This window comes from Pseudomonas sp. S1(2024) (genome assembly GCF_046557535.1).
This window is the reverse complement of sequence record NZ_JBKGFP010000034.1, coordinates 1-25,353: the sequence shown is the minus strand read 5'-3', so window position 1 is coordinate 25,353 and position 25,353 is coordinate 1. Positions and strand designations below refer to the sequence as shown.

The following is a 25,353-nucleotide window of genomic DNA, read 5'->3' as shown; positions in this document are numbered from 1 at the left end:
CATGGATAACACAGCCTTCGAATGCTGTGGTGTACCTGTGGGAGCGGGCGTGCCCGCGAAGAGGCCGATACAGGAGAGCGCCGATCAGATCAGCGCTTGGCCAGGCTCAGTTGCTGCTGTTCTTTCGGCAGCACTCGCTTGGCCACCACGTAATGCTTCTGCCAGTAAGGCTTGCTCAGGGTGTCGATGCTTACCCGCTTGCCACGGCGTGGAGCATGGATGAAGCGGTCGTTGCCCAGGTAGATGGCAACGTGGTTCACCCGACGGCTCTTGATGTTGAAGAAGATCAGGTCGCCTGGCTTCAGGTCACCCTTGGCCACCTTGACGCCGTGGCCCTGAGCCATGGCATTGGAGGTGCGCGGCAGGTCGACGTCGGCGACGTCGTTGAAGGCGTATTTGACCAGCCCGCTGCAGTCGAAGCCTTTCTTCGGGCTGCTGCCGCCCCAGACATAAGGGGTGCCCAGCACATTCACCGCACGGCTGAGCACATCGCTGCTCTGCTTCGGCGACATGGCAGCGACCGGCACACCGGGCACGCCGCGGCTGTTGGCGGCATTGCTTGGACGGGTGCGCATTGCGGTCTGCTTGACCGGTGCATGTTTTACCGAGGCATTGGTGGTGTAGCCGGTAAAACCATTGGGAAGACGTTGCTCACGATTGGTGGCGTGGGCGGCCAGGGGCAATAATAGGCAGAGGGTCAGCCATGTCTTGAGTAAAGGCGGCATAGATGAAGCTCTTATGAATAGTTATGTGTTGGGCGCGCAACTTTATAACAGCTTTTTGATCAATCTTTGATCCGTTGGTCGATTGTCCAGGTGCCGTACGTCGGCCTGCGACGAGAAAGTCACATTTTTTCTTAGAAAATTTTCGGATAACCCACGGGGGCTATGAATGAACAGTTATCAACAGGGGGCGCCGTTTCACGACACCCACAGCAAGACCATTGGCTACCTGCTATGGATTTTCGGCTTTACCGGGTCGCATCGTTTCTATTACGGCAAGCCCGTAACCGGCACCATCTGGTTCTTCACCCTAGGCCTGCTGGGCATCGGCTGGTTGATCGACCTGTTCCTGATCCCGTCCATGGACCGTGAAGCCGACCTCCGGTTCCAGTCCGGGCGCATTGACTACAACATCGCCTGGATCCTGCTGACCTTCCTCGGGGTGTTTGGTCTGCACCGGCTGTATCAGGGCAAGTGGATCACCGCGATCATCTACTTCTTTACCGGCGGGCTGTTTCTGGTGGGGGTGCTGTATGACTTCTGGACGCTGAACAGCCAGGTTTCCGAGCGGAATGCGGGGCGGGGTTGAGTTCACATGGGGGCTGCTTTGCAGCCCTATCGCGACACAAGGCCGCTCCTACAGGGGTCGCGTAAACCCGACTTTCAGGTTTACCCGCACATTGTAGGAGCGGCCTTGTGTCGCGATAGGGGCGCAAAGCGCCCCCCGAATGCAGGTTACTGACGGGTCTGCCGCTGTTGCAGCAGCAGGTTGCTGAAACCTGCCCCGGCCAACTGCTTCTGCGCCCCGGTCAGCTGCTCGCGGTTGCTGAACGGGCCCACTAGCACGCGGTACCAGGTTTCGTCCTTGACCGTGCCCGACTCTACCTTTACCGACTGCCCCAGCAGGATGATCTGCGCGCGCACCTTGTCGGCATCGGCCTGCTTGCGGAACGAGCCGGCCTGCAGGAAGAACTGGGTGGTCGCCGCCGGCTTGATGACTGGCGGTGCTGGTGGCGGTGTCTGGCCCATCAATGCTGCCTGGGCTCGCGCCGTGTCGATCTTTGCCGCTTCGGCTGGCGTCACCGGGGTCACCGGCTGGGCCGGGACGGGAGGCGTCTTCTCTGGCACGGCCTCCGGCGGCACGATCACCTCGGACTCCGGCAGCAGCGTGTAGAAGTCGTACTTCGGCTTCACAGGCTGCTGCGGAGTGGGCTGCGCCGACTTGCCGGCTTCGGCCACCTTGTCCGCTTTCTGCTGCTCCGGCTTGGTGCGCTTGATGTCTTCGCCACCAGGCTCGAGCTTCATCAGGAACACAATGAACGCGCCTACGGTCAGGCCGACCGCCAGCCATACCCAACCGGGAATCGGCTGCTTGGCCGGCGCCGTCTGGCGGCTGGCGCCGCGTTTGGGTGCAGGTTTTTTCTTGGCAGCCAACTTACATGCGCTCCAGGGTTTCCAGGCCGAGCAGTTCCAGACCTTGCTTGAGGGTGCGGCCGGTCAGGGCCGCCAGGCGCAGGCGGCTCTGCTGCTGCTGCGGGGTTTCGGCGGCAAGAATCGGGCAGTTCTCGTAGAAGCTGGAGAACAGGCCGGCCAGGTCGTACAGGTAGCTGCACAGCACGTGCGGCGTGCCCTTGTCGGCGACGTTGTTGAGGATTTCGCCAAACTGCGCCAGGCGCGCGGCCAGGTCCTGCTCGTGGGCAGCCTGCAGCACAATGTTGCCATCGACTTCATCGAAGCCTTTGCCCAGTTTGCGGAATACGCCGGCCACGCGGGTGTAGGCGTACAGCAGGTAAGGCGCGGTGTTGCCTTCGAAGTTGAGCATCAGCTCGAAGTTGAAGCTGTAGTCGCTGGTGCGGTGCTTGGACAGGTCGGCGTACTTCACAGCGCCGATGCCAACCACTTCACCGATGTGGCGCAGTTCTTCGTCGGCCAGGCTCGGGTTCTTTTCCTTGACCAGCGCGTAGGCGCGTTCCTTGGCCTCGGTGAGCAGGTCGATCAGCTTCACGGTACCGCCGTCACGGGTCTTGAACGGGCGGCCATCGGCACCGTTCATGGTGCCGAAGCCCATGTGCTCCATCTGCATCGGGTGGCCCACGAAGCCTGCGCGGCGTGCAACTTCGAACACCTGGTTGAAGTGCAGGGCCTGGCGCTGGTCGACGAAGTACAGGGCGCGGTCCGCCTTGAGCACGTTGCTGCGGTAGCGCACGGCGGCCAGGTCGGTGGTGGCGTACAGGTAGCCGCCGTCGGCCTTCTGCACGATCACCGGCAGTGGCTCGCCTTCGCTGTTCTTGAACTCGTCGAGGAACACGCACTGGGCGCCCTGGTCTTCGACCAGCAGCCCCTTGGCCTTGAGGTCGGCGACCACGTTGGCCAGGTCGTCGTTGTAGGCGCTTTCACCCATCACGTCGGCCATGGTCAGCTTGACGTTGAGCAGCTCGTAGGTCTTCTGGCAGTGCGACAGCGAGATGTCCTTGAAGCGCGTCCACAGGGCCATGCAGTCCGGGTCGCCGGCCTGCAGCTTGACCACCAGGCCACGGGCACGGGTGGCGAACTCTTCGGATTCGTCGAAGCGCTTCTTGGCGGCGCGGTAGAAGTTTTCCAGGTCCGACAGCTCGTCGCTGGTGATCGGGTTTTCTTCCAGGTAGGCCAGCAGCATGCCGAACTGGGTGCCCCAGTCGCCCACGTGGTTCTGGCGGATCACGTCATCGCCGAGGAACTCCAGCACGCGCGCCACGCTGTCACCGATGATGGTCGAACGCAGGTGGCCGACGTGCATCTCCTTGGCCAGGTTGGGTGCCGACATGTCGATCACAACCTTTTGCGCAGGGCCGGCCTTGCGCGCGCCCAAGTGGGCGTCGGCCAGTGCGGCATCCAGGCGGTTGGCCAGGGCGTCGGTGTTCTGGAAAAAGTTGAGGAAGCCGGGGCCGGCGATCTCGACCTTGCTGATGTCGGCGCTGGCCGGCAGGGCATTGATCAGTTTCTCGGCCAGGTCGCGCGGCTTCATGCCGGCTGGCTTGGCCAGCATCATGGCGATGTTGCTGGCGAAGTCGCCGTGGGTCTTGTCCCGGGTGTTTTCCACCTGGATCGCCGGCGACAGCCCTTCAGGCAGCACACCGTCGGTGACGAGTTGGGTGAGGGCTTGCTGGATCAGCTGGCGAATGGTGTCTTTCATGGGGATCTCTTTTCGACCGCAAGCGCGGTGGAGCGCTTGGATGCGCAGGTGGAAAAACTGGGCATTATCCGTGGCTGGGGGCGGGTTGCCAACCTTTGGGGTGCAACCATCAAGGGTTCCATGTTGTGTTCGAGGGCCTCATCGCCGGCAAGCCAGTTCCCACAGAAGAGTGCGCGCAACCTGTGGGAGCTGGCTTGCCGGCTATGAGGCCGGTCGATTCAGTACAGGTCTACCGGGTCGACATCCAGCGACCACCGCACCTGGCGCCCGCTCGGCATCTGCTCCAACACTAGCAACCAGGCGCTGATCAGTCGATGCAAAGGCGCCCGCGTATTGGCCTGTATCAACAGTTGTGCGCGGAAGCGCCCGGCGCGGCGCTCCATCGGTGCTGGCACCGGCCCCAGCAGCTCGATGCCGGGCAGGCGCTGTTCGGCCACCAGGCGCTCGGCGGCGGCGCAGGCCTCGTCGAGGAAACCTTCGGCCTGCCCGGGCTTGTGCGCTTCGGCGCGTAGCAGCGCCAGGTGCGAGTAAGGTGGCAGCCCGGCGGCGCGGCGTTCGTCCAGGGCCTGCTCGGCAAAGGCGAAGTAGCCCTGCTCGGTAAGCTGCACCAGCAGTGGATGGTCGGCCAGGTGGGTCTGGATGATGACCTTGCCGGGCTCTTCGGCCCGCCCGGCCCGCCCGGCGACCTGCACGATCAACTGTGCCATGCGTTCGCTGGCACGGAAGTCGCCGGAGAACAGCCCGCCATCGGCATCGAGGATGGCCACCAGGGTCACCCGCGGGAAGTGATGGCCCTTGGCGAGCATCTGGGTGCCGACGAGGATGCTCGGCTGGCCGCGCTGGATGGTGCTGAACAGGTTGTGCATGGCGTCCTTGCGCGCGGTGCTGTCGCGGTCCACACGCAAGATCGGGTAATCCGGGAACAGCACTTTCAGGCGCTCCTCGGCGCGCTCGGTGCCGGCGCCGACCGGGCGCAGGTCAACATGGTTGCACTGCGGGCACTGCTGCGGCAGGCGCTCGTCATAGCCGCAATGGTGGCAGCGCAGCACGCCGGAGCGTTGGTGCACGGTCATGCGTGCATCGCAGCGCGGGCATTCGGACAGCCAGCCACAATCGTGGCACAGCAAGGTCGGGGCGAAACCGCGGCGATTGAGAAATACCAGCACTTGCTGGCCTGCCTCCAGGGTTTGGCGGATGGCCTGCTGCAGTGGGCCGCTGATACCGCTGTCCAGCGGCAGGCTCTTCACATCCAGGCGCAGCATGCGTGGCGGGCGGGCACCGCCGGCGCGCTGGTTCATGCGCAGCAGGCGGTAGCGACCGGTCAGGGCGTTGTGCAGGGTTTCCAGCGATGGCGTGGCGGAACCGAGCAGGATCGGGACGTTTTCCTGGTGGGCGCGCACCAGAGCCAGGTCGCGGGCGTGGTAGCGCAGGCCTTCCTGCTGTTTATAGGAGCCGTCGTGCTCCTCGTCGATGATGATCAGGCCGGGGTTCTTCATCGGCGTGAACAGTGCCGAGCGGGTGCCGATGATGATGTCGGCCTCGCCGTCCCGGGCTGCCAGCCAGGCATCCAGGCGTTCGCGGTCGTTCACCGCCGAATGCAGCAGGGCGATGCGGGCGTTGAAGCGCTGCTCGAAGCGGGCCAGGGTCTGCGGGCCGAGGTTGATCTCCGGGATCAGCACCAGGGCCTGCTTGCCGGCTTCCAGTGTTTCGCGGATCAGTTGCAGGTACACCTCGGTCTTGCCGCTGCCGGTGACACCGGCCAGCAGGAAGGCGCCAAAGCCGCCAAAGCCTTCGCGCACGGCGTCGAATGCATCGCGTTGCTCTTCGTTGAGCGGTAGTTCCGGCTGTGCCAGCCAGTGTTCGTGGCGCAGTGCCGGCAGATGGCGGCGGACCTCGATCTGCACCAGGTCCTTGGCCAGCAGCAGGTCCAGGCTGTCCTTGTTCAGATTGAGCTTGGCCAGCAGGCTGTGGGCCACGCCATGCGGGTGCTGGGCCAGGGTCTTGAGGGCATCGCGCTGGCGCGGAGCGCGGGCGATGCGCGGGTCTTCCAGGCGGGCGCCGGGGGCGACGTGCCAGAAGCGCTCCTGGCGCATTTCGGCAGGTTCGCCCTGGCGCAGCAGGGTCGGCAAGGCCCAGCTCAGCGTGTCCCCCAGACTGTGCTGGTAGTACTGGGCGGTCCACAAGCACAACTTGAACAGCGACGGCGGGATCGGTGATACCGGGTCGAGCAGGGCGCTGGCCGGCTTGAGCTTGTCGGCGGGCACTTCGCTTTGCTCGCACACCTCCACCAGCACCCCGATCATTTCGCGGCGGCCGAATGGCACGCGAATGCGCATGCCCGGAGTCAAGGCCTGGCGCGCCATGCTTGCCGGCGCCTTGTAGTCGAACAGGCGACGCAGCGGGGAGGGCAGGGCAAGGCGCAGGATGACGTCGGACACGCGGAAAGTCTCGGAGGGCGTTTCAAAGACTGGCGAGCCTAGCAGACGACGGTCGGTGCAAGCGACAACTTGCGTTGGCGTGATGCTCTGGTATTATTCGCCGCCTAATTACGTGCGGTATTCAACAATTGGTGTTGGGTGGCGGCACGCAGCTCGAGGAAGTGACCATGAAAGCAGATATTCATCCGAACTACGAAGTAGTTGCAGTCACCTGCAGCTGCGGCAACAAGTTTGAAACCCGTTCGACCCTGGGCAGCACCCTGGCGATCGACGTTTGCAACCTGTGCCACCCGTTCTACACCGGTAAGCAGAAAGTCCTGGACACCGGTGGTCGCGTACAGAAGTTCGCCGATCGCTTCGGTATGTTCGGTACCAAGAAGTAATCATGCGCATGGCGAACCCCTCGGGTTTCGCATTGCTGCAAAAAAAGGCGCCCCTTGTGGGCGCCTTTTTTATGGGCGTCATCTGGCATTTCCCGGCCCTGGCGTTCTGCCCGTTACCAGGCAGCCCTCAGGAGGTGGCGGTGCGCCAGGTGGTCGATGGCGATACCTTGCGCCTGGTCGATGGCCGCAGCGTGCGATTGATCGGCATCAATGCCCCGGAAATCGGCCGTAACGGGCGCACCAGCGAGCCCTATGCCGAGGCCGCCAGGCAGCGTTTGCAGGCCTTGGTCAAGGCCAGCGATGGGCGTGTCGGGCTGGAGCCGGGCGTCGAGTCCAAGGACAAATACGGTCGCACGCTGGCGCATATCTACGACCGCAATGGCGACAATATCGAAGCACAGCTGCTCAGCGAGGGCTTGGGCTATCGCGTCGCGGTTGCCCCCAATGTGCGCCTCAGCGCTTGCCAGCAGCTTGCCGAGCAGGCTGCGCGCAAGGCTGGCTCCGGGCTGTGGCGTCGTTCGCCGGTGGTGCGTGCAGGGGATGTCCGGCAGTCGGGTTTCGCGGTCATTGCGGGCCGCATCGAAGGCGTGGAGCGCAACCGTGGCGGGGTCTGGCTGAACCTGGACGGTGCGGTGGTGCTGCAGGTTCCCGCTCGTCTACAACGCAACTTCCCCGCCAGCTTCTTCGATAACCTCAAGGGACGCCAGGTCGAGGCGCGTGGCTGGGTGCTGGATCGTTCCCGCAAGGGCGGCCTCAAGCCCGGGCAGCGACGCTGGATGATGCCGTTGACCGATCCGAGCATGTTGGAGCGCATTTCAGGCTAAAAGATGTAGACATTTCGCTATTGGATTGTACACACTGTTAGGCGTATGCCCCGTGGGTTATAGCGTAAAGTCGTAGGCTAAAGGCCTTGACACAAGTGACCGACCAGTCTTGTGGCTCCCCGGCTCTTTGCGTATCCTCGGCGGTCCGTCAGAACAGTAAATAGCGGAATGCCCACCATGTCAGACCTGAAAACCGCCGCTCTCGAATATCACGCTCAACCTCGTCCGGGGAAACTGAGCGTCGAACTCTCCAAGCCCACAGCCACCGCCCGTGACCTCGCCCTGGCCTACAGCCCAGGTGTTGCTGAGCCCGTGCGTGAAATCGGCCGTGATCCAGAGCTGGCTTACAAATACACCGGCAAAGGCAACCTGGTTGCGGTGATTTCCGATGGCACCGCCATCCTCGGTCTGGGTGACCTCGGCCCACTGGCTTCCAAGCCGGTCATGGAAGGCAAGGGTGTTCTGTTCAAGCGTTTCGCCGGTATCGACGTGTTCGACATCGAAGTGGAGTCGGAAAGCCCGCAGGCGTTCATCGACACCGTTCGCCGCATCTCGATCACCTTCGGTGGCATCAACCTCGAAGACATCAAGGCGCCTGAGTGCTTCGAAATCGAGCGCACCCTGATCGAACAGTGCGACATTCCGGTATTCCACGATGACCAGCACGGTACCGCCATCGTGACCGCTGCCGGCATGATCAACGCCCTGGAAATCGCCGGCAAGAAGCTGGAAGACGCCAAGATCGTCTGCCTGGGTGCCGGCGCTGCCGCCATCTCCTGCATGAAGCTGCTGGTAAGCATGGGTGCCAAGGTCGAAAACATTTACATGATCGACCGCAGCGGCGTGATCCACGCTGGCCGTGACGATCTGAACCAGTACAAGGCGCAGTTCGCCCACGCCACCGACAAGCGCACCCTGGCTGACGCCCTCGACGGTGCCGACGTGTTCGTAGGCCTGTCCGGCCCGAACCTGCTGAGCGCCGAAGGCCTGAAGTCGATGGCTGCCAACCCGATCGTGTTCGCCTGCTCGAACCCGGACCCGGAAATCTCGCCAGAGCTGGCGCACGCCACTCGCAGCGACGTGATCATGGCTACCGGTCGTTCCGACTACCCGAACCAGGTCAACAACGTACTGGGCTTCCCGTTCATCTTCCGTGGTGCCCTGGACGTTCGCGCCAAGCGCATCAACGAAGAAATGAAAATCGCCGCCGCCATCGCCCTGAAAGATCTGGCCAAGCTGCCAGTGCCGAAGGAAGTGTGCGACGCCTACGGCGTACAGGCTCTGGAATTTGGTCGTGAGTACATCATTCCGAAGCCGTTGGACGCACGCCTGATCACCGTCGTTTCCGACGCTGTGGCCAAGGCCGCCATCGAATCCGGCGTGGCAACCCTGCCGTATCCGAAGCACTACCCGCTGACTAGCGTGGATGACGTGTTCAAAGGCTGATTGCTGCCTGGCGACACAAAAAAGCCCCGGCTCGTATGAGCCGGGGCTTTTTGTTTGGCGGTGCGCCATGCTGCTATTTTTGGCTGCCTGTCGGATTCTGGGGCTGCTTTGCAGCCCATCGCGACACAAGGCCGCTCCCACAAGGGCTAGGCGTTTCCTGTGGGAGCGGCCTTGTGTCGCGACACAGTCCCGCCCCCATAGGGTCTGGTTTTTTCTTGTGGGGTTTTCTTTTTTCCCCGATAGGGGCGCAAAGCGCCCCCCGGCTTTACATCTGGTCAGAACAGGTCCATCGGCGCCGCTTCATCCGCCGGCAGAGGGCTGCCCGGTGCTGCGCCAGTGCCCAGTTCGTCCACCGACGGCGGCGAGTCTTCGGCCTTGAACAGCTCGAAGTAGGCATTCGGCGTGCTCGGCGAAGCGGCACGGCCGCTGACCGGGTCGACGCGCAGGCTGAGGATGCCTTCCGGTTCTGCCGGCGCATGCGCAGGCTTGTCCTTGAGTGCCGCGCCCATGAAGCTCATCCAGATCGGCAGTGCCGCCGTGCCGCCGTACTCGCGGCGCCCAAGGGTTTCGGGCTGGTCGAAGCCGACCCACACGGTGGTCACGTAATCGGCATTGTAGCCAGAGAACCAGGCGTCCTTGGACTCGTTGGTGGTACCGGTCTTGCCTGCCAGGTCGGTGCGGCCCAGGGCCAGCGCCCGGCGGCCGGTGCCGCGCTTGATCACGTCCTGCAGCATGCTGGTGAGGATGTAGGTGGTGCGACCGTCGATGATCCGCTCGGCCACGGCCGGCGCCTGCGGTGCAGAAGCCACCTGGCTGAAGGCAGCGGGTGCCTCGCCAGGCATGGCGGTTGTGCTGATCGGCTGTTCGGGCGCGGCCACACCCGCCTGGTCCTCGGCACCTTGCGGTACCCGAGCCGGGTTGGCGGTGAACAGCGTCTCGCCGCTGCGGCTTTCGATGCGTTCGATCAGGTACGGGGTGATCTTGTACCCGCCGTTGGCAAAAGTACTCCAGCCTGTGGCGATTTCCATAGGGGTCAGGGTGGCGGTGCCCAGTGCCAGCGACAGGTTGCGTGGCAGGTCCTGCTTGTTGAAGCCGAACTTGGCGATGTAGTCGATGGTACGGTCCACGCCCATGGCCTGCAGCAGGCGGATCGACACCAGGTTGCGCGACTTGTACAGCGCTTCGCGCATACGGATCGGGCCAAGGAAGGTATTGGTGTCGTTCTTCGGTCGCCAGACTTTGTCCAGGTACTCGTCGACGAACACGATTGGTGCATCGTTGACCAGGCTGGATGCGGTGTAGCCACTGTCCAGTGCGGCGCTGTAGATGAACGGCTTGAAGCTCGAGCCCGGCTGACGCTTGGCCTGCATGGCGCGGTTGTAGTTGCTCTGCTCGAACGAGAAACCGCCGACCAGGGCGCGGATGGCGCCGTTGTAAGGGTCAAGGGTGACCAGCGCACTCTGCGCGCCAGGTACCTGGCTGAACTTGAACTTGCCATCTTCCAGGCGCTGCACGCGCACCAGGTCGCCAACCTGGGCCACATCTGCCGGTGACTGCGGCGCACGGCCCTGGGAGTTGCTGTTGATGAACGGGCGCGCCCATTTCATGGTGTCCCAGGCCACCTGCTCTTCCTGGCCGCTGCGGGTCAGCACCTTGAGGCCGTTTTTTTCGACCTGGGTGACGATGACCGGCTCCAGGCCGCCGAGGCTGCGCTGCTTGCCCAGTTCCTGCAGCCAGGCTGCCTGGGTGCGGCCCGGGAAGCGTGCTTCGGGGCCGCGGTAGCCGTGGCGCTCATCGTAGTCGGAGAGGCCGTTGAGGATGGCCTTGTTGGCCATTTCCTGCATGTCGCTGGGCACCGTGGTAGTGACGCGGAAGCCTTCGGTGTAGGCGTCGCTGCCGTAGCGACCGACCATTTCGGCGCGGGCCATTTCGGCGATGTAAGGCGCATTCACTTCAGGCGTGGGCACGTGGTAGCTGGCGTTGAGCGGCTCGGCCAGGGCCGCCTGGTAACTGGCTTCGTCGATCTTGCCCAGCTTGTACATGCGGCCGAGGATCCAGTCGCGGCGCTCTTTGGCGCGTACGGGGTTGGCCAGCGGGTTGAAGCGCGAGGGTGCCTTGGGCAGGCCGGCGATCATCGCCATCTGCGCCAGGCTCACGTCGCGGATCGACTTGCCGTAGTACACCTGCGCGGCGGCATCGATACCGTAGGCGCGGTTGCCCAGGTAGATCTTGTTCACGTACAGCTCGAGGATCTCGTCCTTGGTCAGCTCACGCTCGATCTGCAGGGCCAGCAGGATTTCGTTGGTCTTGCGCGAGAAGCTGCGCTCGCTGGTGAGGAAGAAGTTCTTCGCCACCTGCATGGTGATGGTACTGCCGCCGGTCTGGATATGGCCGGTTTTCACCAACTGGGTCGCGGCGCGCATCAGGCTGCTGGGGTCGACACCGTAGTGATTGAGGAAGTTGTCGTCCTCGGCCGACAGAAGCGCCTGGATGAATTGTGGGGGAATTTCCTCGAAGCGGATCGGTGAGCGACGCATTTCGCCGAACTCGGCAATCAACTTGCCGTCGCTGCTGTACACCCTGAGGGGGATCTGCAACTGGATGCTTCTGAGCGACTCGACCGAGGGCAGGTTGGGGCTAAGATACAGAAACGCACCGCTCACACCGAGTACGAGCGCGCAGATGACTGCGACGGAAGACCACCAGAAGAACTTCAGCAGACGTATCAAGGCTTTTCGGTGTCCAGGTTGGGAGTGGATTGCACGCAGGTCCGGCGGACCAAAAAACGCTGGGCATTATAAGCATTTTTTCGCCTCTCCGGGTTACCGGCCAGGCTGCCCGTCGCCTCGATGGGCAGGCGCGGCCTAGTGCTGACGCGGGGTTGGGGCAGGTAGCCGCGAAGGATGGCGGCGACAGACAACAAGGATGCCACGATGCTAGGACGCTTCGGCAAGGATGCCGGTTCACTCGTGGGGGTGGAAATTGCCCCTGACTCCGTTCGGATTGTGCAACTGCAGCGGCGTAACCGGCGCTGCCGGGTGCTTGCCTCGGTACAAGAGCCGTTCGAATCATTGGCTGGCAGTGATTGGGCGGCAGAGCCTGGCGCCGTGGCGGCTGCCTTGAGGCGCGCCTACAGGCGCAGCGGCCTCAGGCAGCGCCGGGTCGCGCTGGCACTGCCGGGTAACCAGGTGATCTGCAAGCTATGCCACCTGCCAGTGGAACAGGGCGGTGCAGAAGTGGAGGCGCAGCTGCTGGCTGACGCCGAACGGCTGTTTCCATTTCCGCTGGAAGACCTGGCCCTGGATTTTCAGGTCCTGGGAGGTTCTCGCGTCCAGGCAGGCTGCGCCGAGGTGATGGTGGCTGCGTGTCGGCAGAGTGCACTGGCGCCACTTGAGGGCATCGTCGAGGAGGCCGGGTTGCAACTGGAGGCCGTGGAGGTCGACAGCATTGCCTTGGGGCGCATGCTGCCGCTGGCCAGGCACCAAAGCTCGGCGTTGCTGCGTATCGAGGCGCACAGCACCATTCTTTATGGCTGGCATTCGGGGCAGCCTCAGCAACGGCGTGAGCTGAGCCTGGGGCTGTCGACGATAACCGGGGCGCTGCCAGAGCGCCTGCTGGCCTTGCTCGCCGGTGAGCCTTTGCCGGAATGCCTGTTGATTGCCAGCTGTTCTCCGGTCGAAGCGGGCCAGTTGCAAAGCCTCGGCTCCCAGCTGAACCTTCCGTGCCGCCTAGTGCCTGACCTGGCGCGCCTGGAACACGTCGATCGTGCGATGATTCTGGCTTGCGCCCTGGCTCTCGGAGGATTGCGTCGATGATGCGGCTGAACCTTCTGCCCTGGCGCGAACGGCAGCGGCAAGCCGCGTTGCGGTCTTTCCGCAGGCAACTGGTCGCCGGCGCTCTACTGGCCCTGTGTGGCGTGATGTTGGTCGACCAGCTGGCCCGCCAGCGCGGGGAGCAGCAGGCGCTGGCCAATACCCGGCACCAGGCAGCCCTTGAAGTGTTGGGCGAGCAATTGCAGCCGCTGGCCGATGTGCATGCGCAGCATGAGGCGCTGCTGGCACGCGCGGCGGCGCTGGAAGCACTGCGCGCCCATCAGGATGTGCTGGCCGGGGTGTTCGCTGACCTCGAGCGGGCGTTGCCGGTGGGTGTGCAACTGCTCGACCTCAGCCTGGAAGATGGCAATTTGCACATGACCGGGCTGGCCAAGTCAGGTGCCGTGGTCGCGCAGTTCATGCGTGACCTGAGCCGCTCGAGTGCGCTGGTTGGTCTGGAGCTCAAGCGCATCAGGAGCCTGCCAGGCGGCGATGAATTCCTGCTGGGGGCGCGCGTTTCGGCGTTCTGGTCGTGAATGCTGCGCAGGTGCTCGGCTGGCTGGCCATGGCCGAGAGCTCCAGCCGCTTCAGGCAGCTGGCGCCAGTGCTGGTGGCCTTGGCGCTGTTCGGCCTGGGCTGTGCCATACGTCTGCCTGCAGCGCTGCAACAGCAGGCGCAGGAGGAGGCTCGGCACGCCGAGTTGCACGAACGGCATTCAGCCGGCGCGGTGCAACTGGCCGAGTTGGAGCAACTCCACGCGTCGGTAGCCATCGCCGAGCAACGCTTGCGCGAGGCGCACTGGCACCTGGCGGCCGGTGAGGGCATGAGTGACCTTCTCGAGCGTCTGGCGGCTTCGGGGCACGCGCATGGCTTGCTGATCGAGCGCTTCGACGTTCATGAAGACGAACAGCAGGCCGGTTTCCGCCAGGTGCCGCTGGAGCTACAGGTGGTGGGGCGATACGCGGCATTGCGCCAGTGGCTGGGTGACTGGTTGGGCCAGGCGCGTGTTTTGCGTAGTGGTGACCTGCAACTGGCTCCAGCAGATGGCAAGCCTGGGCTGCTGCGCCTGCAGTTGCGGGTTGATGCCTATCAGGCGCTGGCGCCAGTGCCGCAGCCTGCGATGCTAGCGCGCATGCCAGCCAGGGGCGGGACGGCAGCGCCCGCAGTCGACCCGTTTGCGCCTGGAGCGACGCGATTGTCGGCCAGCGGGTTGGCCGGCGTGCCTTTGGCGCAACTGGAGATGGTCGGCAGCCTGTCACGTGGAGCGGAACACGAAGCACTGCTGATGGCGGCGGGCAGGCTCTATCGCGTACGCCCTGGGGACCGGGTCGGGCGTGATCAGGGGGTGGTGGCGAGAGTTGATCAATCCCAGGTCGAAGTACGCGAACGGCTGTTCATGGCCGGGGGGTGGCATGAACGCACGGCGTTCATCACGCTGGCAAAGCACCTGGGCAAGGAGGCCCCGGATGACGATGAAAAGATTGATGAAATGGATGCTGGCAGCCCTGCTGCCGTTCCCGCTGGCGTCGGCAATGCCTTATCAGGGTGAACCACTGTCGCTGAACTTCCAGGATGTGGAAGTGCGCTCGGTGCTGCAGGTGCTGGCTGACTATGCCGGTGTCAACCTGGTTGCCAGCGATGCCGTGCAGGGTAGCGTCACCTTGCGCCTTGAGGATGTTCCATGGGACCAGGCGCTGGATCTGGTGCTGCGCAGCAAGGGCTTGGCCCGGCGACAGGAGGGCAATGTGCTGCTGGTGGCGCCCGCGGCGGAGTTTGCCGCGCAGTCTGTCGATGCCCACGTGGGCCAGGCGCTGGATGCACAGTTGCAGCCGTTGCGTCGGGAGCTGTTGCCCATTCATCACGCCAAGGCCGCCGATCTGGCAGAGCTACTGCTGGCGAGCCTGGCGGATGACGGCATCCTCACCGGTCGGGGCAGCCTCAGTGTCGATGAGCGCACCAATACGCTGGTGGTGCACCAGCCGGCAGACCGCCTTGCCGAGCTGAGGCAACTGGTGGCGCAGCTGGATGTGCCGGTGCGTCAGGTGGCGATCGAGGCACGTATCGTCGAGGCCAACGTCGATTACGAGAAAAGCCTGGGGGTGCGCTGGGGTGGGCCGCTGTATGTCGAGAGCCCGCGCCCGGGCAAGGATCTGTTCGTCGATCTCGGGGTGGAGCGGGTGGGTGGCAGCATCGGCCTGGGCCTGTTGCGTGGCGATGTGCTGCTCGACCTGGAACTCAGTGCCATGGAAAAGAGCGGCAACGGCGAAATCATCTCGCAGCCCAAGGTGGTCACGGCCGACAAGGAAACGGCCAGGATCCTCAAAGGCACCGAGGTGCCGTACCAGGAAACCAGCAAGAGCGGCGCCACCTCGGTAGCGTTCCGCGAAGCCTCGTTGTCGCTGGAAGTGACCCCGCAGATCACCCCGGACAACAAGGTGATCATGACCGTCAGGGTGACCAAGGACGAGCCGGATTACGTCAATGCCTTGAACAACGTACCGCCGATCCGCAAGAACGAGGTCAATGCCAAGGTTCGCGTGACGGACGGAGAAACGATCGTGATCGGTGGCGTGTACTCGACTTCGCAAAACAATGTGGTCGACAAGGTGCCATTTTTCGGCGATCTGCCGTATGTTGGGCGGCTGTTTCGACGCGATGCATTACAAGAGAAAAAATCCGAGCTGCTGGTCTTCCTGACTCCGCGTATCATGAGTGACCAGGCGATTGCTGTGAGTCGTTGATTCTGTGCGAAATTTGATACTTGTGGGGCCCATGGGTGCTGGTAAAAGCACCATCGGACGCCTATTGGCCAAAGAGCTGCGCCTGCTGTTCAAGGATTCCGACAAGGAAATCGAACTGCGATGCGGCGCCAACATCCCGTGGATTTTCGACAAGGAAGGCGAGCCGGGTTTCCGTGACCGCGAGCAGGCGATGATCGCCGAGCTGTGCGCACTCGATGGCGTGGTCTTGGCGACCGGCGGTGGCGCGGTAATGCGCGAAGCCAACCGCAAGGCCCTGCACCAGGGTGGCCGGGTGATCTATCTGCATGCTTCGGTCGAACAGCAGGTTGGTCGCACCGCGCGTGATCGCAATCGCCCCCTGTTGCGCACCGCCAATCCCGAGGCGACCTTGCGCGCCCTGCTGGAAGCCCGCGACCCGCTCTACCGCGAGATCGCCGACCTGGTGGTAGAAACCGACGAGCGGCCGCCACGCATGGTGGTGATCGATATTCTCGAGCGCTTGCAGCAGTTGCCGCCCCGTTAGCCCGGGACTATTCTCGGCCACCAGCGCCGAGGCGAGGTTCAACGTAACCGCGTAGGTGCCCGAGCGGCGCCGCGCCCAAGTACATTGTGGGGATACATGCAGACACTAAAGGTCGACCTGGGCGAGCGTAGCTACCCGATCTACATTGGCGAAGGCCTGCTGGACCAGCCTGAGCTGCTGGCGCCGCACATTGCCGGGCGGCAGGTTGCCATTGTTTCCAACGAGACCGTCGCGCCCCTGTATCTCGAACGCCTGAGCAAGACCCTGGGGGCCTATTCGGTGCTGCCGGTGGTATTGCCCGATGGCGAAGCCCACAAGAACTGGGAAACCCTGCAGCTGATCTTCGATGGCCTGCTGACTGCACGGCACGACCGCCGCACCACCGTGGTTGCCCTGGGCGGCGGCGTGATCGGTGACATGGCCGGCTTCGCTGCCGCCTGCTACCAGCGCGGCGTCGACTTCATCCAGGTGCCGACCACTTTGCTGTCCCAGGTCGACTCCTCGGTCGGCGGCAAGACCGGCATCAACCACCCGTTGGGCAAGAACATGGTCGGTGCCTTCTACCAGCCCAATGCGGTGCTGATCGACACCACCAGCCTCAAGACCCTGCCGTCGCGCGAGCTGTCCGCAGGCCTGGCCGAAGTGATCAAGTACGGCCTGATCTGCGACAAGCCGTTCCTCGCCTGGCTCGAGGACAATATGCAGGCACTGCGTGCCCTCGACCCGGTGGCGTTGACCGAAGCCATCCGCCGCTCCTGTGCGGCCAAGGCCGCGGTGGTGGGTGCCGACGAGCGCGAGTCTGGCGTACGCGCCACGCTGAACCTGGGGCATACCTTCGGGCATGCCATCGAGACCCACATGGGTTACGGCGTGTGGCTCCACGGCGAAGCCGTGGCGGCGGGCACGGTGATGGCCCTGGAGATGTCCATGCGCCTTGGCTGGATCGACCAGGCCGAGCGCGATCGCGGAATCCGCCTGTTGCAGGACGCAGGTTTGCCGGTGGTGCCACCACAGGAAATGACCCCGGCGCATTTCATGGAGCACATGGCGGTCGACAAGAAGGTGCTCGACGGCCGTCTGCGTCTGGTGCTGCTGCGCCAGATGGGCGAGGCCGTGGTGACCGACGACTATCCGAAAGAGATTCTACAGGCCACGTTGTCGGCGGATTACCGCGCGATCGTGGCCCAGCTTTGAGGTTGTGACAGCGCAATGACCAGTTTGCATGCCGATGAGGCCTTTCTCGACCATTACCAGTTGAGCCATGATCCGTTCGCGCCCCGTGTGCCCGGCTTCAAGTTCTTCCCGGCCCAGCGCAAGCCCGTGCTCGGCCAGCTGCATCACCTGGCGCGCTACAGCCAGCTGATGCTGGTTGTCACCGGCCCGCTGGGCAGTGGCAAGACCCTGCTGCGCCAGGCCTTGGTGGCCAGTACCAACAAGCAGGCGGTGCAGAGCGTGGTGGTGTCCGCCCGTGGCGCCAGCGATGCCGCCAGCGTACTCGGCCAGGTTGCACAGAACCTGGATGTGGCCGAGGCCGAAATGCAGGCGATCCTGGCCAAGGTGGTGCAACTGGCACTGACCGGCCAGGAAGTGTATTTGCTGGTGGACGATGCGGAACAACTCGACGAGTCGGCACTCCAAGCGTTGCTGGAATTGGCGGCGGGTGTACCGGAAGGGCGCCCGCACGTGTTCCTGTTCGGTGAGCCGTCGCTGATTGCCGGGCTGGACGAGATCAATATCGAGGAAGAACGCTTCCACATCATCGAACTCGCCCCCTACAGTGAAGAAGAAACCCGCGAGTACCTGGAGCAGCGCCTGGAAGGTGCTGGCCGGGGCATCGAGGTGTTCAGCCGTGAACAGATCGTCGATATCCATGAAAACTCCGACGGCTGGCCTGGCAACATTAACCAGGTCGCCCGTGACACTTTGATCGAAGCCATGATCGCCAGCCGCTCGACGGCCAAGCGACCATCCATGGGGTTCAAGATGCCTAAAAAACATGTGCTCGCGCTGTCCGCTGTGGTTGTGGTCGCCGTTGCGGCCGCGGTGTTGATGCCGAAGAAAGGTGACAAGGCACCTGCCGAAGCGCCGGCCGCCCAGGCCCAGCTGCCGCTTGGCGAGGGCCAGGCCAATGGTGGCAATCCCGCCATCGAGTTCTCGGGTTCGTCCCAGCCGATGCCGCTGCCGCTGGTTGGCCAGTCGCAGCCGGTGATGCGCGAGCCACTGGCCCAGGCCGCGGGCATGGGCGAGGGTGAAGAGGGCAGCCCGGCCGGTGATACCGCCCTGCAGCCAGGCAACCCGCCGCCAACCGTGACCACCATCGCGCCGCCGCAAGGTGTGCCAGCGGGCCCGGCACCGGTACCTGCCCAGCCAGTACAGACGCCACCGCAGCTGGTTGCGCCTGCGCCAAAACCTGTCGCAACCCAACCTGCCAAGCCGGTTGCGCCTGCCAAGCCTGCACCAGCACCAACCCAGGTCGCCGTGGCCAAGCCGGCCGCCAAGCCTGTCGAGAAGCCGGCAGCCGGTGGCAGCGGCAACAGCGGTTGGTACGCTGTGCAGAAACCGGGCAATTACGTGGTGCAGATCCTGGGTACCAGCTCCGAGGCTTCGGCTCAGGCGTTCGTGAAGGCTCAAGGTGGCGACTATCGCTACTTCAAGAAAAACCTGCAGGGCAAGCCGCTGTACGTAGTCACTTACGGCAACTTCGCCAACCGCGACGCAGCGGTTGCGGCAATCAAGAACTTGCCAGCGAAGGTCCAGGCTGGTAAACCTTGGCCACGTACCGTCGCCAGCGTCCAACAAGAGCTGGCCTCGGCCCGCTGATACCTTCCGGGCGGCACCACCCCGCCGCCCAGTTGCTGAGCGATTACTGACTTTCGACTAGCCTGCTGCGTTGTCACGCGGCAGGCTTTTCTGTCCCAGGCTGCCGGCCACAAGCCTTACTTGCAGTCATGGCTGAAACGCTTCAGACTCGAGCCAAGCCGCTATCACGGCGCATGGCGCAAAAACATTCAAAATTGCGACATAAATTTTCAATGGTGAGACATGAAAATTTGTGGGCATTGCTGTCGCTGTGCAACAATGGTTTTCCATGGCCACCGCAAAAAAGCTGGCGTTTGATCGGCGTGGATGGTAAGTGGTTGTTAAAAAAGAGATTTACCTCCGTTGAGAGGTGAACCTGGTGAGAATGTGTCTATGAAAACAGGTCTGTACCATCCCGAAGAATTCAAGGACAACTGTGGTTTTGGCCTGATCGCCCATATGACGGGCGAACCGAGCCACCACCTTCTGCAAACCGCCATGCAGGCACTGACCTGCATGACCCACCGCGGCGGTATCAACGCCGACGGCAAGACCGGTGACGGTTGCGGTCTGCTCATGCAGAAGCCCGATCAATTCCTGCGTGCCGTGGCCCAGGAGCACTTCGCCGTCGAGCTGCCCAAGCAGTACGCCGTCGGCATGGTGTTCTTCAACCAGGACCCGGTCAAAGCAGAAGCCGCCCGCGCCAACATGGACCGCGAAATCCTCGCTGCTGGCCTGAAACTGGTTGGCTGGCGCAAGGTGCCGATCGATACCAGCGTGCTCGGCCGCCTGGCCCTTGAGCGCCTGCCACAGATCGAGCAGGTGTTCATCGGCGGTGAAGGCCTGAGCGACCAGGAATTCGCCATCAAGCTGTTCAGTGCCCGTCGCCGTTCGTCCGTGGCCAACGCCCACGACGCCGACCACTACATCTGCAGCTTCTCGCACAAGACCATCATCTACAAAGGCCTGATGATGCCGCGCGATCTCGCGGCCTTCTACCCGGACCTGGGTGACGAGCGCCTGCAAACCGCGATCTGCGTGTTCCACCAGCGCTTCTCCACCAACACCCTGCCGAAATGGCCGCTGGCGCAGCCGTTCCGCTTCCTCGCCCACAACGGCGAGATCAACACCATCACCGGCAACCGCAACTGGGCCATGGCCCGTCGCACCAAATTCGCCAACGACCTGATCCCCGACCTCGAAGAGCTCGGCCCGCTGGTCAACCGCGTCGGCTCCGACTCCTCTAGCATGGACAACATGCTGGAGCTGATGGTCACTGGCGGCATCGACCTGTTCCGTGGCGTGCGCATGCTGGTACCGCCAGCTTGGCAAAACGTCGAGACCATGGACGCCGACCTGCGTGCCTTCTACGAATACAACTCCATGCACATGGAGCCGTGGGATGGCCCGGCCGGTATCGTCATGACCGAAGGCCGCCATGCGGTGTGCCTGCTCGACCGTAACGGCCTGCGCCCGGCGCGCTGGGTGACCACCAAGAACGGCTACATCACCCTGGCGTCGGAAATCGGCGTATGGGACTACAAGCCCGAGGACGTCATCGCCAAGGGCCGCGTTGGCCCGGGCCAGATCTTCGCCGTGGACACCGAAACCGGCCAGATCCTCGACACCGACGCCATCGACAACCGCCTGAAGTCGCGCCACCCGTACAAGCGCTGGCTGCGTCAGCACGCCACGCGCATCCAGGCGACGCTGACCGATGACCAGGGCGTGGCCAGCTACGACGCTGACCAGCTCAAGCAGTACATGAAGATGTTCCAGGTCACCTTCGAAGAGCGTGACCAGGTGCTGCGCCCGCTCGGCGAGCAGGGCCAGGAAGCGGTCGGCTCGATGGGTGACGACACGCCGATGGCCGTTCTGTCGCAGCGCGTGCGTTCGCCGTACGACTTCTTCCGCCAGCAGTTCGCCCAGGTGACCAACCCGCCGATCGACCCGCTGCGCGAAGCGATCGTCATGTCCCTGGAAATCTGCCTGGGCGCCGAACGCAACATCTTCCAGGAATCCCCCGAGCACGCTTCGCGGGTAATCCTAAGCTCGCCGGTCATCTCGCCCGCCAAGTGGCGTTCGCTGATGAACCTGGAGCGCGAAGGTTTCGACCGCCAGCTGATCGACCTCAACTATGAAGAGAGCGTCGGCCTGGAAGCGGCCATCCGCAACATCGCCGACCAGGCTGAAGAAGCAGTGCGCGCTGGCAAGACCCAGCTGGTGCTGAGCGACCGCTACATTGCCCCTGGCAAGCTGCCGGTGCACGCCTCGCTGGCCGTTGGTGCGGTACACCACCGCCTGACCGAACAGGGCCTGCGTTGCGACAGCAACATCCTGGTGGAAACCGCCACCGCCCGCGACCCGCACCACTTCGCCGTGCTGCTGGGCTTCGGTGCCTCGGCCGTTTACCCGTACCTGGCCTATGAAGTGCTGGCTGACCTGATTCGTACCGGCGAAGTGCTGGGCGACCTGGACGAAGTCTTCAAGTACTACCGCAAGGGCATCTCCAAGGGCCTGCTGAAGATCCTGTCGAAGATGGGGATCTCCACCATTGCCTCGTACCGTGGTGCGCAGTTGTTCGAAGCCATCGGCCTGTCCGAGGAAGTGGTCGGCCTGAGCTTCAAGGGCGTTTCCAGCCGCATCAAGGGTGCGCGTTTCGCAGACCTGGAAAGCGACCAGAAGCTGCTGGCAGCCGAAGCCTGGAGCGCGCGCAAGCCGATCCAGCAAGGCGGCCTGTTGAAGTTCGTTCACGGTGGCGAGTACCACGCCTACAACCCGGATGTGGTCAACACCCTGCAGGCTGCCGTGCAGCAGGGCGACTATGCCAAGTTCAAGGAATACACCACGCTGGTCGACCAGCGTCCGGTGTCGATGATCCGCGACCTGCTGAAGGTGAAAGTGGCTGACCAGCCGCTGCCGCTGGAGCAGATCGAGCCGCTGGAGGCGATCCTCAAACGCTTCGACTCCGCCGGTATTTCGCTGGGTGCACTGTCGCCGGAGGCTCACGAAGCGCTGGCCGAGGCGATGAACCGCCTGGGCGCGCGTTCCAACTCTGGCGAGGGCGGTGAAGACCCGTCGCGCTACGGCACCATCAAGAGCTCGAAGATCAAGCAGGTGGCCACCGGCCGCTTTGGCGTGACCCCTGAGTACCTGGTCAACGCCGAAGTGTTGCAGATCAAGGTTGCCCAGGGCGCCAAGCCCGGTGAAGGCGGCCAGCTGCCAGGCGGCAAGGTCAACGGCCTGATCGCCAAGCTGCGTTACGCGGTACCGGGCGTAACCCTGATCTCGCCACCGCCGCACCACGACATCTACTCGATCGAAGACCTGGCCCAGCTGATCTACGACCTCAAGCAGGTCAACCCGCAGGCCCTGGTTTCGGTCAAGCTGGTGGCAGAAGCCGGCGTCGGCACCATCGCCGCCGGTGTGGCCAAGGCCTATGCCGACCTGATCACCATCTCCGGCTACGACGGTGGTACCGGTGCTTCGCCGCTGACCTCGATCAAGTACGCCGGCGCCCCATGGGAGCTGGGCCTGGCCGAGACCCACCAGACCCTGCGCGGCAACGACCTGCGCGGCAAGGTACGGGTACAGACCGACGGTGGCCTGAAGACTGGCCTGGACGTGATCAAGGCAGCCATCCTCGGCGCCGAAAGCTTCGGCTTCGGTACCGCGCCGATGATCGCCCTGGGCTGCAAGTACTTGCGCATCTGCCACCTGAACAACTGCGCTACCGGCGTGGCCACCCAGAACGACAAGCTGCGCAAGGACCATTACATCGGCACCGTCGACATGGTGATCAACTTCTTCACCTTCGTCGCCGAAGAAACCCGTGAGTGGCTGGCCAAGCTGGGCGTACGCAGCCTCGGCGAGCTGATCGGCCGTACCGACCTGCTCGACGTGCTGCCAGGCGACACCGAGCGCCAGCAGTACCTGGACCTGACGCCGCTGCTGGGCAGCTCGCACATCCCGGCTGACAAGCCGCAGTTCTGCGAAGTCGACAAGAACCCGCCGTTCGACCAGGGCGAGCTGGCCGAGAAGATGGTGGAAATGGCCATGCCGGCCATCCGCGACCAGGCCGGTGGCGAGTTCAGCCTCGACATCTGCAACTGCGACCGCTCCATCGGTGCGCGGGTCTCGGGTGAAATCGCCCGCCTGCACGGCAACCAGGGCATGGCCGCGGCACCGATCACCTTCCGCTTCAAGGGCACTGCGGGCCAGAGCTTCGGCGTGTGGAACGCTGGTGGCCTGAACCTGCACCTGGAAGGCGATGCCAACGACTACGTCGGCAAGGGCATGACCGGTGGCAAGGTCACCATCGTGCCGCCAGCCGGCAGCCCGTTCGAAACCCAGCACAGCGCCATCGTTGGCAACACCTGCCTGTACGGCGCCACTGGCGGCAAGCTGTTCGCCGCCGGTACTGCTGGCGAGCGCTTCGCTGTACGTAACTCCGGCGCCCACGCTGTTGTCGAGGGCACTGGCGATCACTGCTGTGAGTACATGACCGGCGGCTTTGTCTGTGTGCTGGGCAAGACCGGTTACAACTTCGGTTCTGGCATGACTGGCGGCTTCGCCTACGTGCTCGACATGGACAATACCTTCGTTGACAAGCTCAACCATGAGCTGGTGGAAATCCAGCGTATCAGTGGTGAAGCGATGGAGGCCTACCGCAGCCACCTGGCGCGGGTCCTTGCCGAGTACGTGGAAGAGACCGGCAGCGAGTGGGGGCGTGAGCTCTCGGAGAACCTGGACGACTACGTGCGGCGCTTCTGGCTGGTCAAGCCGAAGGCAGCCAACCTGAAGCAACTGCTGTCCAGCACCCGTGCCAACCCGCAGTAACAACAGCTGCAAGTGACGGCCCCGTGCGCGGGGCCCGTCGTGCTCAAGTGATCGTCTTGCAGCTTGCAGCCTGAGGCTGGCAACTGCGGTAAAGAGGTTTTGAAAAATGGCTGAACGTCTGAACAACGACTTCCAGTTCATCGAAGTGGGCCGCAAGGACCCGAAGAAAAAGCTGCTGCGCCAGCGCAAGAAGGAGTTCGTGGAAATCTACGAGCCGTTCAAGCCGCAGCAGTCCGTGGAGCAGGCGCACCGCTGCCTGGGCTGCGGTAACCCGTATTGCGAATGGAAGTGCCCGGTACACAACTTCATCCCCAACTGGCTGAAGCTGGTTTCCGAAGGCAACATCCTGGCTGCGGCGGAGCTGTCGCACCAGACCAATACCCTGCCGGAAGTGTGCGGCCGCGTATGCCCGCAGGACCGTCTGTGCGAGGGTGCCTGCACCCTGAACGACGGCTTCGGTGCGGTGACCATCGGCTCGGTGGAGAAGTACATCACCGACACCGCCTTCGCCATGGGCTGGCGCCCGGACATGTCCAAGGTCAAGCCAACCGGCAAGCGCGTTGCCATCATCGGTGCCGGCCCGGCTGGCCTGGGCTGTGCCGACGTATTGGTACGTGCCGGCGTGACCCCGGTGGTGTTCGACCGCAACCCGGAAATCGGCGGCCTGCTGACCTTCGGTATTCCCGAGTTCAAGCTGGAAAAGACTGTGCTCAGCAACCGCCGTGAAGTGTTCACCGGCATGGGCATCGAGTTCCGCCTGAACACCGAGGTGGGTAAGGACGTGACCATGGAGCAACTGCTCGCCGAGTACGACGCGGTGTTCATGGGCATGGGTACCTACACCTACATGAAGGGCGGCTTCCCGGGCGAGGACCTGCCGGGCGTGCATGACGCGCTGGACTTCCTTATCGCCAACGTCAACCGCAACCTGGGCTTCGAGAAGTCGCCGGAAGACTTCGTCGACATGCAGGGCAAGAAGGTGGTGGTACTGGGCGGTGGTGACACCGCGATGGACTGCAACCGCACCTCGATCCGCCAGGGCGCCAAGTCGGTGACCTGCGCCTATCGCCGTGACGAGGCCAACATGCCGGGTTCGCGTCGTGAGGTGAAGAACGCCAAGGAAGAGGGCGTGAAGTTCCTCTACAACCGCCAGCCTATCGCCATTGTCGGCGAGGACAAGGTCGAAGGCGTGAAGGTGGTCGAGACCCGTCTCGGCGAGCCGGATGCCCGTGGCCGCCGCAGCCCGGAGCCGATCCCGGGGTCTGAAGAGATTCTGCCGGCCGATGCCGTGGTCATCGCCTTCGGCTTCCGCCCAAGCCCGGCGCCTTGGTTTGAGCAGCATGGCATCCAACTGGACAGCCAGGGCCGCGTGGTTGCACCGGAGAAAGGCAAGTTCAAGCACCAGACCAGCAACCCGAAAGTGTTTGCCGGCGGCGACATGGTGCGTGGGTCGGACCTGGTGGTGACGGCTATCTTCGAAGGGCGTACTGCTGCTGAAGGCATTCTGGACTACCTGGAAGTCTGATTGATTGTCGGGGCCGCTTCGCGGCCCATCGCGACACAAGGCCGCTCCTACAGGGGGATCGCGTACTTCCTGTAGGAGACGACCTTTTTGTATGACGGTTTCCACCACACCCCCCACCCCATCTTTTTC

The 25,353-nt window shown here is 63.5% G+C and carries 18 protein-coding genes; 13 read left to right on the top strand and 5 right to left on the bottom strand.

Translation table 11 applies throughout. From position 1 onward, the window contains the following. Positions 1-89: 89 nt before the first annotated feature. Positions 90-725 (bottom strand): C40 family peptidase, encoded by a 636-nt coding sequence (locus ACLCGK_RS10025; RefSeq protein ID WP_013974615.1) that lies wholly within the window; start codon positions 723-725, stop codon positions 90-92. A gap of 166 nt (positions 726-891) precedes the next feature. Here ACLCGK_RS10025 and ACLCGK_RS10020 point away from each other — a divergent pair, with 166 nt between their 5' ends. After that, a complete protein-coding gene (locus ACLCGK_RS10020) occupies positions 892-1,311 on the top strand; it encodes an NINE protein (RefSeq protein WP_013974614.1) in 420 nt (139 codons plus the stop codon). A 146-nt stretch (positions 1,312-1,457) separates the two neighbouring features. Here the strand turns inward: ACLCGK_RS10020 and ACLCGK_RS10015 are convergent, their stop codons facing one another. The 3 genes from ACLCGK_RS10015 to ACLCGK_RS10005 form a co-directional block, all read right to left on the bottom strand. Next, positions 1,458-2,156 (bottom strand): SPOR domain-containing protein, encoded by a 699-nt coding sequence (locus ACLCGK_RS10015; protein ID WP_003257831.1) that lies wholly within the window; start codon positions 2,154-2,156, stop codon positions 1,458-1,460. A gap of 1 nt (position 2,157) precedes the next feature. Further along, the gene (argS, locus tag ACLCGK_RS10010) at positions 2,158-3,894 is read right to left on the bottom strand and encodes an arginine--tRNA ligase (RefSeq protein ID WP_410951916.1); all 1,737 of its coding nucleotides are present in this window, start codon (positions 3,892-3,894) and stop codon (positions 2,158-2,160) included. A 218-nt stretch (positions 3,895-4,112) separates the two neighbouring features. Next, entirely contained in the window at positions 4,113-6,332 is a 2,220-nt protein-coding gene (locus tag ACLCGK_RS10005) for a primosomal protein N' (RefSeq protein ID WP_039612529.1), read from the bottom strand. 167 nt (positions 6,333-6,499) lie between these two features. Between ACLCGK_RS10005 and rpmE the strand changes: the two genes are divergently transcribed. From rpmE to ACLCGK_RS09990, 3 genes are all read left to right on the top strand, one after another. Next, a complete protein-coding gene (gene rpmE, locus ACLCGK_RS10000) occupies positions 6,500-6,715 on the top strand; it encodes a 50S ribosomal protein L31 (RefSeq protein ID WP_003257833.1) in 216 nt (71 codons plus the stop codon). A gap of 2 nt (positions 6,716-6,717) precedes the next feature. Next, the gene (locus ACLCGK_RS09995; RefSeq protein ID WP_410951915.1) at positions 6,718-7,539 is read left to right on the top strand and encodes a thermonuclease family protein; all 822 of its coding nucleotides are present in this window, start codon (positions 6,718-6,720) and stop codon (positions 7,537-7,539) included. A 177-nt stretch (positions 7,540-7,716) separates the two neighbouring features. Beyond that, entirely contained in the window at positions 7,717-8,985 is a 1,269-nt protein-coding gene (locus ACLCGK_RS09990) for a malic enzyme-like NAD(P)-binding protein (protein WP_024087853.1), read from the top strand. Between the two features lie 275 nt (positions 8,986-9,260). Here ACLCGK_RS09990 and ACLCGK_RS09985 read toward each other — a convergent pair whose 3' ends face one another. After that, a complete protein-coding gene (locus ACLCGK_RS09985) occupies positions 9,261-11,711 on the bottom strand; it encodes a penicillin-binding protein 1A (RefSeq protein ID WP_410951952.1) in 2,451 nt (816 codons plus the stop codon). 207 nt (positions 11,712-11,918) lie between these two features. Between ACLCGK_RS09985 and pilM the strand changes: the two genes are divergently transcribed. From pilM to ACLCGK_RS09940, 9 genes are all read left to right on the top strand, one after another. After that, positions 11,919-12,800, top strand: a complete 882-nt coding sequence (gene pilM, locus ACLCGK_RS09980; protein ID WP_410951914.1) for a type IV pilus biogenesis protein PilM — start codon at positions 11,919-11,921, stop codon at positions 12,798-12,800. Further along, positions 12,797-13,333, top strand: a complete 537-nt coding sequence (locus tag ACLCGK_RS09975; RefSeq protein WP_410951913.1) for a PilN domain-containing protein — start codon at positions 12,797-12,799, stop codon at positions 13,331-13,333. Before pilM ends, ACLCGK_RS09975 begins: the two co-directional genes overlap by 4 nt. 11 nt (positions 13,334-13,344) lie before the next feature. Further along, positions 13,345-14,346, top strand: a complete 1,002-nt coding sequence (locus ACLCGK_RS09970; RefSeq protein ID WP_410951951.1) for a pilus assembly protein PilP — start codon at positions 13,345-13,347, stop codon at positions 14,344-14,346. Further along, entirely contained in the window at positions 14,270-15,538 is a 1,269-nt protein-coding gene (locus tag ACLCGK_RS09965) for a type IV pilus secretin PilQ (RefSeq protein WP_410951950.1), read from the top strand. Before ACLCGK_RS09970 ends, ACLCGK_RS09965 begins: the two co-directional genes overlap by 77 nt. Before the next feature lie 4 nt (positions 15,539-15,542). Next, entirely contained in the window at positions 15,543-16,061 is a 519-nt protein-coding gene (gene aroK / locus ACLCGK_RS09960) for a shikimate kinase AroK (RefSeq protein WP_015272136.1), read from the top strand. A gap of 96 nt (positions 16,062-16,157) precedes the next feature. After that, positions 16,158-17,255: a 3-dehydroquinate synthase gene (gene aroB, locus ACLCGK_RS09955; RefSeq protein ID WP_013974602.1), complete on the top strand. Its 1,098-nt coding sequence runs from the start codon at positions 16,158-16,160 to the stop codon at positions 17,253-17,255. A gap of 15 nt (positions 17,256-17,270) precedes the next feature. Beyond that, positions 17,271-18,881, top strand: a complete 1,611-nt coding sequence (locus ACLCGK_RS09950; protein ID WP_410951912.1) for an SPOR domain-containing protein — start codon at positions 17,271-17,273, stop codon at positions 18,879-18,881. 372 nt (positions 18,882-19,253) lie between these two features. Further along, positions 19,254-23,699, top strand: a complete 4,446-nt coding sequence (gltB, locus tag ACLCGK_RS09945) for a glutamate synthase large subunit (protein ID WP_322265035.1) — start codon at positions 19,254-19,256, stop codon at positions 23,697-23,699. 106 nt (positions 23,700-23,805) lie between these two features. After that, complete coding sequence (locus ACLCGK_RS09940) at positions 23,806-25,224, top strand: FAD-dependent oxidoreductase (RefSeq protein ID WP_013974599.1); 1,419 nt, start codon at positions 23,806-23,808, stop codon at positions 25,222-25,224. The last annotated feature ends 129 nt before the right edge of the window (positions 25,225-25,353 follow it).

Bases quoted from the DNA above. Each gene is read 5' to 3' on its own strand.
- ACLCGK_RS10025 (WP_013974615.1), bottom strand. From the start codon at position 725: ATGCCGCCTTTACTCAAGACATGGCTGACCCTCTGCCTATTATTGCCC.
- ACLCGK_RS10020 (WP_013974614.1), top strand. From the start codon at position 892: ATGAACAGTTATCAACAGGGGGCGCCGTTTCACGACACCCACAGCAAG.
- argS (WP_410951916.1), bottom strand. From the start codon at position 3,894: ATGAAAGACACCATTCGCCAGCTGATCCAGCAAGCCCTCACCCAACTC.
- rpmE (WP_003257833.1), top strand. From the start codon at position 6,500: ATGAAAGCAGATATTCATCCGAACTACGAAGTAGTTGCAGTCACCTGC.
- ACLCGK_RS09995 (WP_410951915.1), top strand. From the start codon at position 6,718: ATGCGCATGGCGAACCCCTCGGGTTTCGCATTGCTGCAAAAAAAGGCG.
- ACLCGK_RS09990 (WP_024087853.1), top strand. From the start codon at position 7,717: ATGTCAGACCTGAAAACCGCCGCTCTCGAATATCACGCTCAACCTCGT.
- pilM (WP_410951914.1), top strand. From the start codon at position 11,919: ATGCTAGGACGCTTCGGCAAGGATGCCGGTTCACTCGTGGGGGTGGAA.
- ACLCGK_RS09975 (WP_410951913.1), top strand. From the start codon at position 12,797: ATGATGCGGCTGAACCTTCTGCCCTGGCGCGAACGGCAGCGGCAAGCC.
- ACLCGK_RS09965 (WP_410951950.1), top strand. From the start codon at position 14,270: ATGAAAAGATTGATGAAATGGATGCTGGCAGCCCTGCTGCCGTTCCCG.
- aroB (WP_013974602.1), top strand. From the start codon at position 16,158: ATGCAGACACTAAAGGTCGACCTGGGCGAGCGTAGCTACCCGATCTAC.
- ACLCGK_RS09950 (WP_410951912.1), top strand. From the start codon at position 17,271: ATGACCAGTTTGCATGCCGATGAGGCCTTTCTCGACCATTACCAGTTG.
- gltB (WP_322265035.1), top strand. From the start codon at position 19,254: ATGAAAACAGGTCTGTACCATCCCGAAGAATTCAAGGACAACTGTGGT.
- ACLCGK_RS09940 (WP_013974599.1), top strand. From the start codon at position 23,806: ATGGCTGAACGTCTGAACAACGACTTCCAGTTCATCGAAGTGGGCCGC.